The organism is Shewanella sp. SR43-8 (assembly GCF_014163775.1).
GTDB classification, from domain to species: Bacteria; Pseudomonadota; Gammaproteobacteria; order Enterobacterales; family Shewanellaceae; genus Shewanella; species Shewanella vesiculosa.
On the sequence record NZ_JACJDX010000009.1, the window covers coordinates 151,569 to 163,860 of the forward strand.

Below are 12,292 nucleotides of genomic sequence, written 5' to 3' on the forward strand. Positions count from 1 at the left end.
GGAATCATTATGGCTCGCTTTTTTATTGATCGCCCTATTTTTGCTTGGGTGATTGCATTATTAATTATGCTCGCGGGTGTGTTAGCCATTAAAGGCTTGCCCATTGCACAGTATCCGAGTATTGCACCGCCAACAGTGGTGATCAGTGCTTTCTATCCAGGTGCTTCGGCTAAAACCATGGAAGACACGGTTACTCAGGTGATTGAGCAGCGCATGACCGGGCTGGATCACTTACGTTATATCTCATCGACCAGTGACAGTTTTGGTAATGCGAAGATTACCCTGACGTTTAATGCTGAGGCCGATCCTGATATTGCTCAAGTACAAGTTCAGAATAAGCTGCAAGCGGCTACTCCGTTATTACCCACTGAAGTTCAGCAACAAGGTGTACAAGTTAACAAGTCCAGCTCGGGCTTTTTAATGGTGCTTGGCTTTGTGTCTGCTGATGGTTCAATGGGGAAAAGCGATATTGCCGATTATGTTGCTGCCAACGTACAAGACCCAATGAGCCGTGTACCTGGTGTGGGTGAACTGACACTTTTTGGTGCGCAGTACGCAATGCGTATTTGGTTAGACCCGCTTAAGTTAACCCAATACAAACTAACCAGTATTGATGTCATTGCTGCAATACGTGAGCAAAATGCTCAGATATCAGCGGGTCAATTAGGTGGTGCGCCTTCGGTTGCGGGTCAAGAGCTTAACGCGACGGTATCAGCACAAAGCCGCTTACAAACACCAGAGCAGTTTAAGAAAATTATTGTTAAATCTGATTCGTCGGGCGCCAACGTTTTTCTAGCCGATGTTGCCAGAGTGGAATTAGGCGCAGAAAGCTACGCGGTAGACTCATATTATAATGGTAAACCCGCATCTGGTTTAGCGTTTAAATTAGCCACCGGTGCGAATGCGTTAGACACTGCAGAGGGTATTAAAGCCAAAGTTAATGAGATGAAAGAGTTTTTCCCTCAAGGGCTTGAGGTGGTTTATCCCTATGATACAACGCCGTTCGTTGAGCAATCAATCGAAGGTGTGGTGCATACATTGATAGAAGCCATAGTGTTGGTGTTCTTGATCATGTACCTGTTTTTACAAAATTTTAGAGCAACACTTATTCCAACAATCGCTGTACCTGTGGTGTTATTAGGAACATTTGCTGTGTTATCTGCAGCCGGTTTTACCATTAATACCTTAACCATGTTTGCTATGGTATTGGCGATTGGTTTACTAGTAGATGATGCGATTGTTGTGGTTGAAAACGTTGAACGCGTAATGTCTGAAGAAGGCTTAAGTCCGCTTGAGGCAACCCGAAAATCAATGGATCAAATTACCAGTGCCTTAGTCGGTATCGGTTTGACCTTGTCGGCGGTGTTCGTTCCAATGGCATTTATGTCTGGCTCTACCGGGGTCATTTATCGTCAGTTCTCTATTACTATTGTTTCAGCGATGGCTTTATCGGTGTTTGTCGCCATCGTGTTAACGCCGGCATTATGTGCCACCATGTTAAAACCGATCGAAAAAGGTCATTCCTACGCAGATACTGGGTTCTTTGGCTGGTTTAACCGTAAGTTTGATGCAATGACATCGCGTTATGAATCAAGTGTCGGCAGTATTCTTAAGCGTTCTTTTAGAGTTATGCTGATTTATGTTGGTTTAGTTATTGCTGTGGGTTGGATTTTCTTACGTATGCCAACGGCATTCTTACCCGATGAAGACCAAGGTATCTTGTTTACACAAGCGATTTTGCCAACTAACTCCACCCAAGAAAGCACGGTTAAGGTATTAAAAGACGTTTCTAATTATTATCTTACTGAAGAAAAAGACATTGTGAGATCAGTCTTTACTGTTTCAGGTTTCAGTTTTGCTGGTTCTGGGCAAAATATGGGACTTGCGTTTGTGGGTTTAAAAGATTGGTCTGAACGTGAAGCACCGGGTGAAGATGTTAAATCATTGGCAGGACGAGCCATGGGTCACTTTGCGCAAATTAAAGAGGCGTTAGTGTTTGCCTTTGTGCCGCCATCAGTGATTGAGCTTGGTACTGCAAATGGTTTTGATGTCTACCTGAAAGACCTAAATGGTCAAGGACACGCCAAGTTAATTGAAGCGCGTAATCAATTATTAGGCATGGCTTCACAAAACTCGAATCTTGTTGGGGTGCGTCCAAATGGTCAGGAAGATGCGCCGATATACAAAATTAATATTGATCACGCTAAATTGCGTGCTTTAGATATTGATATTAATAGCGTCAACAGCGTGCTGGGTACCGCATGGGGCGGGTCATATGTGAATGACTTTATTGACCGTGGCCGAGTTAAAAAGGTTTATGTTCAGGGGGACGCTAAATATCGTATGCAACCCGGTGATTTAGACTCTTGGTATGTACGTAACAATAATGGTGAAATGGTACCGTTTTCGGCATTTGCATCGGGTACTTGGGAATTTGGCTCACCACAATTACAGCGCTTTAACGGTGTCCCCGCAGTCAATATTCAAGGCTCAACAGCACCGGGTTATAGTACTGGTGACGCGATGGATGCATTAGAGGAGATGGCCAAGCAGCTTCCTCCAGGGTACGGCTTAGAGTGGAATGGTTTGTCGTACGAAGAACGTTTGTCGGGTAATCAAGCACCTAGTTTGTATGCTTTATCTATCCTAATTGTGTTCTTAGTATTGGCTGCACTGTATGAAAGCTGGTCAGTGCCTTTATCGGTGATTTTAGTGGTACCACTGGGGATTATTGGGGCGCTATTGGCAATGAATGGTCGCGGTTTACCTAACGACGTATTCTTCCAAGTCGGTCTGTTAACCACGGTGGGCCTGGCGACTAAAAACGCCATTCTAATTGTCGAGTTTGCCAAGGAATATTACGAAAAAGGATCTGGGCTAATTGAGGCAACATTACATGCGGTACGTGTGCGTTTACGCCCAATTCTAATGACTTCATTAGCATTTGGTTTAGGTGTTGTGCCATTAGCGATTAGTTCTGGAGTTGGCTCTGGTAGTCAAAATGCCATCGGTACTGCGGTATTGGGCGGTATGATGACCTCCACCTTCTTAGGTATCTTCTTTGTGCCGTTATTCTTTGTGGTGGTTGAGCGCATTTTTAGTAAGCGTGAAAAACCAACGGAAGAGGAAGATGAAAAAGTCGATAACGATAGAAAAAATATTTAATTTTTTACATTATTGATTGTAAAAAGCCCAGTTTAGCTGGGCTTTTTTATGACTATTGTTTTTGAAAAGATGCAGAGAGTGAAAACTGACTCAAAAGGTATTAAGTCGGCATTATTAAACGGTTTTTTGGTTTATATTCAATAGAAAACTGAAAATGTGTTTAAAAAACACTCTGGTTAAAATTGTATTAGGTATTTGATAAAGTTAGCTATTTAATTGTAAATGGTACGGTTTTAGGTCACATATGTGCAGATTTGTTGTGTTATAGTCAAAATGTTAATTAAAACAGCTTATTAACATCTATTCGTGCTTTACTGATACTTTAATGGTTATTTTTTAGCTAAGCTATCATCGATAAAGATGAACTTTTGATTAAATTATGATTATGATAGTGAATAACAATAATAAAGGATGTCACCATGCAGGCGCTATTTATTAGCCTCACTTTAGCCGCTATTCTGGCTTATCTTTGGTATGCCAGTTTACTTAAAAAGCGCACTTCAGCCATTGAAGCGCTGAAAGTGATCGACGCAAAAATTGATAAAAGATTAATGTTGTTCACTGAACTGTGCCAGGAAAAAAAGTCGTATCAACACCCCCTAACTGATGATCAACAAGCTCAATTGTTGCAACTTAAACAAATGCAGCCCCAACATGATTGGGAACAACCCATAGAAGAATCAAACGTAGCGGGCGGCTCCTTGTCGGTATCTATTGCTGCGTGGCAACAGATTGATCAAGGTTTAGAGGCGTTATTATCAACGGTAAATAAAGACAAACTGTGTGCTGACCAGCTTGCCGAGTATTTACAGTTAGAACTCGATTTTGTCCATGCAGAGGATTTTTACCGCAAAGCCGTCGACGAGTTAAACAGCGGTGTTAAAATTTTTCCTGGATCTGCTGTGGCTAAATTTGCGCGTATCGCGCCGATGCCAATATTCGATCAAGTGCAGGACTAACCCAATGATATGGGGTAATCGACAGACGCTATTGGGTATCATGGGATTGTTGGCTTGCGCTGGTTTACACATGCAGGTGCAAGCCAAACAAGTGATTTATCCCGCCGTAGAAGAAGTTGACAAGCCACAACTCAAAGCTAAGTACTTGCCTGAACAAGCTGCAGTTAAAAAACAGTTATCGTTACAACCTACACCCGTTGCAGAAAACACCGCTCCGGCATCAGAAATGGATAAGATGACGAGTCGAAGCAAGGTTGATTCAATCAAAGATCCATTGTCATTAACAGCAGGCTATGTCGATGAAAAACCGCAGCCGCGCACCTTAACGAATGACTACCCGTTAAAGCCGTCGGCCAGTGTACCGAGTAAGCAGCGCATTAAGGCGAGTTATTCCGACAATGGTATCGTGAGTGATTTAGGCGTTGAAAAACGTAAAGTTTACCAATATAAGCAAACTAATGGCGTGATGGTATTTAGCGATGTACAACCGCAGGGTGATGACTACCAAGTGCTGTTGTATGAATGTTTTGCATGTCGTGTCGACTCGGTTATCGATTGGTATAAAATTCCATTATTTACTTCACCTTTTGCTGCCGATGTTGCTTTAGCAGCGCGCCAATATCAGCTGGATCCTGCACTTATTAGGGCCGTTATTCATGCTGAGTCGGCTTTCAAAATGGGTGCACTATCAAAAGCGGGTGCCAAAGGCTTGATGCAGTTAATGCCAGCGACCGCTAGCGATATGGGCGTTGATGATCCTTTTAATGCTCAGCAAAATATTCGCGGTGGCAGTCGTTATCTTGCACAGTTACTCAGCCAATTCAACGGCGACATTGACCTTGCGTGTGCAGCATACAATGCTGGCCCGACTACTGTGATGCAATACCGCGGCATACCGCCCTATCCTGAAACACAAGCTTATGTAAAGCGTGTAAAAATATTATTAAAACGCTATCAAAAGGCATTAGCCAGTTAATTTAAGGTAATTATTAATGAATCATTTACTTGATAAACTTCACTCCAAGCGTATCCCGTTCCGTCGCACTCAGGGCTATGGCCTTGCTAGTATGGCCGGATTACTGATATTGGGCGCTGTAGCTGTCCCCGCCGTTGCTGCCGATAAATCATCAGCTGCGCCATCGCAAGAAGATGTGCGTTTATACGACATCGCTACTGCACCACAAGCCCAGCGGATTGAGCAAGATATTCGCACTTTAGTCGGTTTCGGAACCCGCCATACCTTGTCTGATACTCAATCTGATACCCAGGGTATTGGTGCTGCAAGACGTTGGATTGAAGCTGAATTTAATCGTATATCTAAAGAGTGTGGCGGCTGTTTAGAAGTGGTGACTGTGGCTGATACCGTTCAAGGTAAACGAATTGCGAACCCAACCGAAGTGGTTAATGTTATTGCTATTCAACGTGGTCAAACAGATCCTAAGCGCGTAGTGATGATGAGCGGTGATATTGATTCACGTGTCAGTGATGTATTAGATGCCAGCTCAATTTCTCCTGGCGCTAATGACAATGCGTCGGGGGTTGCGGGAGCGCTAGAAGCTGCTCGTGTATTATCAAAATATCAATTTAACGGCACTATCGTTTATGCTGCGTTGTCGGGCGAAGAGCAAGGCCTGTATGGCGGTAATATTTTAGCTGACTATGCTAAAGCGCAAAATTGGCAGGTTCAAGCAGTATTAAATAATGACATGATTGGCAATATATCAGGCATTAATGGCGTGGTGAATAACAGTAGTGTGCGGGTCTTTTCTGAAGGTGTACGTATTGCCGAAACCGCAGATGAAGCCAAAGAACGCTATTTTAGTGGCGGCGAAAATGATTCTGCTTCACGTAATTTAGCCCGTAAAATTAAATCGTTAGCAGACCAGTACATGACTAATTTAGAGGTGATGTTAGTGTATCGCCTCGACCGTTTTGGTCGTGGTGGACATCATTTACCGTTTAATCAGGCTGGCTTGCCTGCCGTAAGGATTATGGAAACCAACGAGAACTATAACCGTCAGCATCAAGATATTCGCGTTGAAGATGGCATTGCGTATGGTGATGTGATTGAAGGTGTCGATTTTGACTTTACAGCCAAATTGACTGCACTTAATGCACTGAGCTTAGCGTCTCAAGCGTGGGCACCAGCACCGCCAACCAAGGTTACCATTGCAGGGCAAGTATCACCGAGTACCACCTTAAGTTGGGCAAAAAGTGATGATAAAACTGTTGTTGGATATCGCGTCTATTGGCGTTTAACCACAGTGCCACAATGGACTCAAAGTCGCTATGTCGGCAAGGTTAATCAGTTCACGTTGGATAATATGGTTATCGATAATTACTTATATGGCGTGGCCAGCGTTGCCGCGAATGGCAATGTCAGCCCAGTGGTTTTTCCGGGTGCAGCAGGTGCATTCTTTAAATAACGCTCAGTAACAGCTTTGAAGATAACCAACAAAAATGCCCAAACCGTTGCTGCGGTTTGGGCATTTTCTATTATCTACTATCAGTAATCAGTAATCAGTAATCAGTAATCACATTGCACTGCAACATAAAGCCTGCAGAGGCTAAATTATTCACCGACTTCCCACTTCACAGTCGTATGGCCATCGGCATGACCTAGATTTAATAACGGCGTTAAATAATCTTAGCCACTAAATCATTAATCATTTACACGCCACAGCAACATAAAGCCTGCAGAGGCTAAATTATTCGCCGACTTCCCATTTCACAGTCGTATGGCCATCGGCATGACCTAATAATGGGGTTAAATAATCTAATGCTTCTTTAGCTAATACATCTAATTGCCAAGGTGGGTTAATGACCCATAAGCCAGCAGCTGTCATGCCAAACTCGTCACTGTCAGCGCTAACGGCTTGCTCAATACGCAACTGTTTTTTAATTCCGCTGTTTTTTAGCAAGGTTAACATAGCTTCTGTTTGCTCACGTTTTACCACTGGATACCATAAAACAAATGTTCCAGTCGCAAAACGTTTATGAGCTTTAATAATGGTTTCAGCCACATCCTGATAGTCAGTTTTCATTTCATAGCTGGGATCAATTAATATGACTCCACGGCGCTCTAATGGAGGAACCGCGGCAATTAATCCTTTTAAACCATCGCCTCGAATGACTTTTACTTGCTTGTCGTCAATGAAATAATTTTCCAGTAACTCGTGGTCAGTAACATGCAGTTCGTGCAATACCATACGATCTTGTGGACGCAGTTCGACATCGACAATCGCAGGTGAACCAGGGTAAACCGTTAATTCACCATCAAATTCAGCGTTAAAGTGCTTTACTGTCTCAACGTAATCAGCCAATGCAGTAGGTAAATTTGCGTGGTCCCATAATTTAGCCACGCCGTCTAAATACTCGCCCGTTTTCTGAGCAAATTCATCGGTCAATGAGTAGGCGCCGGCACCTGCATGAGTATCGATATACACATAAGGTTTATCTTTTTTCTGCATCGCTTTTAATACTTGAATAAGCATTGAGTGCTTAAGCACATCGGCATAATTGCCTGCATGATAACCGTGGCGATAACTGAGCATGGGCATTTCCATTTACTAAATGAGACAGCAAAAACTGTGTAATAACGACATTATAAGTTTTCTAGCGCGCGAGGTATAGGTGTTCACTGGTGATGGCTTTTGGCATAATGGCGTAGTTTCTTATATTGGCATGGTAATCATCTTGTTGCAGACACCTATCTTCTTTAATCAGCAGTATCCTTCATTAGTCGATATTGCCCAGCGCTGGCAGCTTGTGTGGGACCAGCATGCTGCTTTTGAATTGCGCTTTGAGCAAAACTGCCTAAGTTTGCATAAACGAGATGAGCCTAAACTAGACGGCATTAGTGTTGATTTTGTTTCTGGTGCGGTTGCTCATCGGCGTAAGTTTGGTGGCGGGCGAGGTCAATCTATCGCCAAAGCGGTTGGATTAAAACAAGGCTTAACGCCAACGGTTGTGGATGGAACTGCCGGCTTAGGCCGTGATGCATTTGTATTGGCCAGCCTAGGTTGTAAAGTCATTATGGTTGAACGAAACCCCGTGGTTGCCGCGCTACTCGAAGACGGTTTACGCCGCGCGTATGATGATGCTGAAATTGGCCAATGGATGCATGAGCGTATGAGCTTGTTCCATGGTTCTAGCCTCAATGCATTAGCCGATGCGGTGAAAACGAGCACTAACGTCAGCGAGATTGATGTGGTTTACCTTGATCCCATGTACCCACACCGTGAAAAGTCAGCGCTGGTAAAAAAAGAAATGCGAGTATTCCAAACCTTAGTTGGGGCTGATCTTGATGCCGATGGATTACTGGCACCTGCTATCGCATTAGCCACCAAGCGTGTTGTTGTAAAACGCCCTGATTACGCTGAGGATTTAGACGGTGTAAAGCCACATTCTGTGATTGAAACTAAAAAAAATCGCTTCGATTTATACATCAAATCCGCGATGAAATAGCATCAAGTCGAGCATCGAATATTAGTGTTTTAGGTTATTACTATTGGCTTTAGATTACGAATCTTGATTTTGTTGAGTCTTTGAGGAAAGCTAACTGGCTTTTACCTCAAAAGACTCATTCAAATGTCGTTGGAACTCGGCAGGATATTCTTGCTTAGCAATATGCCTGCACTAGCCTAATAAAACATGGTTACAAAATAAAGGTGGCGACTTTGTTACTCAAATCTGTCGCACGGTCTTTGAGCATTGTCGCTTGGTCTAAATGAGTCATCGCCGATGAGGTGATCTCATCGGTGACATCTTTTATCGCAACAGTATTCTTAGTTATTTCGTTCGTCACCTGTGTTTGCTCTTCTGCTGCTATGGCTATTTGACCCGCCATATCAGAAATCATATTGACCGCTTCAGTGATTTCTTCCAGAGCGTTTGCCGCAGCGTTAACATCATCAACACTGTTATTGGCTAATGTTTTACTACTGTCCATCAAGCAAACTGCTTGTTTGGTTGTGCTTTGTAAGGTTTCGATAGTGGTATAAATCTCTGCCGTTGAGTCTTGAGTCCGACGAGATAATACTCGTACTTCATCAGCCACTACGGCAAAACCACGACCTTGTTCACCCGCACGAGCAGCCTCAATGGCTGCATTTAATGCCAATAAGTTAGTTTGCTCAGCAATCCCTTGAATTGTTGTCAAAATGCTAGAGATGGCTTGTGCATGTAGGCTTAATTTACCAATGACGGTAGTGGTTTCATCTATTTCTGATGCCAACGAATTAATGGTCGTGCGAGTTTTATCAACTAAACCTTTACCTTGAATACTGCTTTGGGTTGACTGTTGTGCCGCCGCAGCAGTACTTTCAGCATTGGCTGCAATTTCATGGGTTGCGCATGACATTTCCGTCACTGCAGTCGCAACCATTGCGACTTCTTGCTGTTGGCGTTGTAGCTCATCAACACTTGTTTGATTTGTACGTAAACTCTGCTCTGCATCTAAATGCAGTTCGTGCGCCAGATGACGAATATGGCTGATCAGCTGATGTTGACTACTCACAAAGCGGTTAAAGTTATCGGCTAGCACCCCGACTTCATCCTGACTGTCGACAGTGATGCGTTGGGTTAAATCACCATTGCCGTCAGCGATGCGGGATAATGCTTGTGATACACGGCTTAATGGTGCAAGTAACAGGCTTAATAACCATGAAATTGATAACACACTGATAATCAGTACTAATACAGCCAATCCTAGTTGGGTAAACATTAAACTGGCAAGTGGTGCTTCTAGGGTTTGTTGGTCGAGTACAAAAACCAGTTGCCAATCAGTATTCGGTATCTCTTCGCTCCAGAGTAATTTATCTCTGCCTTCAGTATCAAAATAGACAGGTACTAATTTGCCTGTTTGACGACTTGATTGGATCAATTGACTGCTTAACTTATTATCAATAGACGTAATTTTGCCCATCAATTTATTTGCGTCTTTATAAGCAATCACAGTGCCGTCTTTATGCATCATGATGGCATAACCATTGGCTGGCAGGGACATGCTGTTGACGCTATCGACTAAGCTAGCAATTGAAACATCGCCAGCAACTACGCCATTGTTGGTCGGTTTAGCGATAGTGACGACCAATACATTAAAGGCGACATCTACGTAAGGTTTGGTAATAATTGTTTTACGTGCTTGTTGTGATTGATGGTACCAAGGACGCGATCTAGGATCATAGCCGGTACGATCAATACTCGGGTCTGAATCAATCATTATGCCATTATTATTACCGAAATAGGTTAGCTGAAAATCGCCGGAGATTTTTGCTTGTTGCAAAGCATTAAGCGTATCACCTTCGACCTTAGTGGCAACTGAGCTGATGATCCGTTTACGATCAGCCAACCATCCTTCAATTAGTTTTGCCTGTTGTTTACCAGATTCACTTACCTGATTAACACTACTTTGCAGTAACGAGCTTTTTTGGGTTGAATAGCTGTGCCACGATAATAGTCCAATGACAACCGCAAGGGCGAGGACAACCGATAGTAATATCTTTTGCTTTAGTGAATATGACTTCATATGGGATGTTAATACTGTTTATTTAAATTGAGATACGAAAATAAATACAGCTTTGTGGTTGCTGAATTTAGAATATGAATTGAGATAAGGGAGAGTCATCTCAATCTTGCTTTTATTTTCGCACACATAATAAAGCAACAAAATTAAAATCAATGTATAACAATATTAATGTCGCTTTTGTCATGTTTATAAAATATTCACTGATTCTGAATGTTAATTTTTAATTTAAAATTCTATTAATGTAAATATAAAAAAGACATATAAATCCAACTTGTATTTTTTTTGTTTAAAGTATTCACATCTAGTGTATTTATACTAAAAAGGCTTTAAATCTGTTTATCAGGATAGATTGATATTTATCCATTACTGTAGCTTGCGGTCATAAGCATACTGTTACATATTGCTATTAATCGCTAAGTTTAGCAAAAGCTACTAATTGCTGAACACAGCACAGTCTCTACCTTGTCCCTTTGCGAGATAAAGTGCCTCGTCTGCGCGTTGAAGCCAAGTATCAGCCGTTGTACCCGGTACCCATGGGGCAACGCCAAATGACACGGTTATTTCTTTGCCATCTGGTGTTTTCAACTCTTGCTTAATCGCCGTTTTAAGATTATCAATAAACACATGTTGATCACTCATATTGGGAATTAATAATACAAACTCTTCGCCCCCGAACCGATAAAGTCGATCGTATTTACCAATATGTGAGGTGGTGATAGTTACAAAATCTTTTAGTACTTGGTCTCCAACAGCATGGCCGAACTTGTCATTGACTGTTTTAAAGTAATCTAAATCTAGAATAGCCAATAATTGCTCAATACCATTATTTTCTGCATTAGATAAAGCCGCTTTTATATCTGAGCTCATGGCGCGGCGATTAAATGCGCCAGTGAGTTCATCAATAGTGTTGAGCTTTTTTAGTAAGAGAAACTGCTTCACGCCATGACTGGCATGAATAAATGCACTCATTGATAACATCAAGATTGTTATAACAAAGGAGTTTAATGAAATTGTATTAAAAATATCAGACATGGCCACCATAGCAACGCCAGCGACGAAATTAATACATAAGGCCTCAAGCGGTCTGACCAGAATAAAAGTACTTGCGAAGACAGGATAAACCCACAAAAAACTGTCGATTCCATTCGCTATCACTATGGCTACAACACCGGTATTAATAAATACCGCTGCTATTGCGCTTACTATGCGGATTTTTTTAGAGAAATATGCATAAGCGACCAATGCGACTATGCCTAGTATGAGCGTTATATCAATACCAGCAGCAATAAAGTTACCATCGAGGTAACGTATTACTACAAATGGAAAAACACCCATTATAGCCACAGTACCCAGTAGCAAAAATAATGACAGTTGATATTTTTGCTGTAGTTGATTGATCATAATGCTCTCGCAGTAAAATGAATGATTATTCTTATCAGGCTACATATTACCAAGTGGAAACCTTTTTTACTTGAAAATATGTCAGCAGCAATCTGTTTACATAAAAATGCTATCCAATTGAGATTCAATGCTGATGCCTAGATACATGTCTGTTTCTGTCACTTTACTGTTCGGTGAGGTTAGCAACGTCATTGGGAATGATATAACCAAGCTAGGCCACACTCAGCTGTTAACGATA

The 12,292-nt window shown here is 42.2% G+C and carries 7 protein-coding genes and 1 pseudogene; 5 read left to right on the plus strand and 3 right to left on the minus strand.

Annotated features, from left to right (window positions below; translation table 11 throughout):
- The first annotated feature begins 9 nt into the window (after window positions 1–9).
- The 4 genes and pseudogenes from H5114_RS13375 (at window position 10) to H5114_RS13390 (ending at window position 6,550) form a co-directional block, all read left to right on the plus strand.
- A complete protein-coding gene (locus H5114_RS13375; protein WP_124016743.1) occupies window positions 10–3,165 on the plus strand; it encodes an efflux RND transporter permease subunit in 3,156 nt (1,051 codons plus the stop codon).
- A gap of 419 nt (window positions 3,166–3,584) precedes the next feature.
- Entirely contained in the window at window positions 3,585–4,124 is a 540-nt protein-coding gene (locus tag H5114_RS13380; protein WP_124016744.1) for a hypothetical protein, read from the plus strand.
- 352 nt (window positions 4,125–4,476) lie between these two features.
- Window positions 4,477–5,100, plus strand: a pseudogene (locus H5114_RS13385) (lytic transglycosylase domain-containing protein); the annotation flags it as partial.
- 91 nt (window positions 5,101–5,191) lie between these two features.
- Window positions 5,192–6,550, plus strand: a complete 1,359-nt coding sequence (locus tag H5114_RS13390; RefSeq protein WP_404948353.1) for a M28 family peptidase — start codon at window positions 5,192–5,194, stop codon at window positions 6,548–6,550.
- A gap of 282 nt (window positions 6,551–6,832) precedes the next feature.
- Here the strand turns inward: H5114_RS13390 and H5114_RS13395 are convergent, their stop codons facing one another.
- Window positions 6,833–7,678 (minus strand): 23S rRNA (adenine(2030)-N(6))-methyltransferase RlmJ, encoded by an 846-nt coding sequence (locus tag H5114_RS13395; RefSeq protein WP_124016746.1) that lies wholly within the window; start codon window positions 7,676–7,678, stop codon window positions 6,833–6,835.
- Between the two features lie 130 nt (window positions 7,679–7,808).
- On the opposite strand from H5114_RS13395, the gene H5114_RS13400 reads away from it, so the two are divergent.
- On the plus strand, window positions 7,809–8,591 hold the full coding sequence (locus H5114_RS13400; protein WP_182698301.1) for a class I SAM-dependent methyltransferase: 783 nt from the start codon (window positions 7,809–7,811) through the stop codon (window positions 8,589–8,591).
- A 190-nt stretch (window positions 8,592–8,781) separates the two neighbouring features.
- Here H5114_RS13400 and H5114_RS13405 read toward each other — a convergent pair whose 3' ends face one another.
- Together H5114_RS13405 and H5114_RS13410 are read right to left on the minus strand one after the other, a co-directional pair.
- On the minus strand, window positions 8,782–10,653 hold the full coding sequence (locus H5114_RS13405; RefSeq protein WP_182723190.1) for a methyl-accepting chemotaxis protein: 1,872 nt from the start codon (window positions 10,651–10,653) through the stop codon (window positions 8,782–8,784).
- A 432-nt stretch (window positions 10,654–11,085) separates the two neighbouring features.
- On the minus strand, window positions 11,086–12,054 hold the full coding sequence (locus H5114_RS13410) for a GGDEF domain-containing protein (RefSeq protein WP_182723191.1): 969 nt from the start codon (window positions 12,052–12,054) through the stop codon (window positions 11,086–11,088).
- Window positions 12,055–12,292 lie beyond the last annotated feature (238 nt).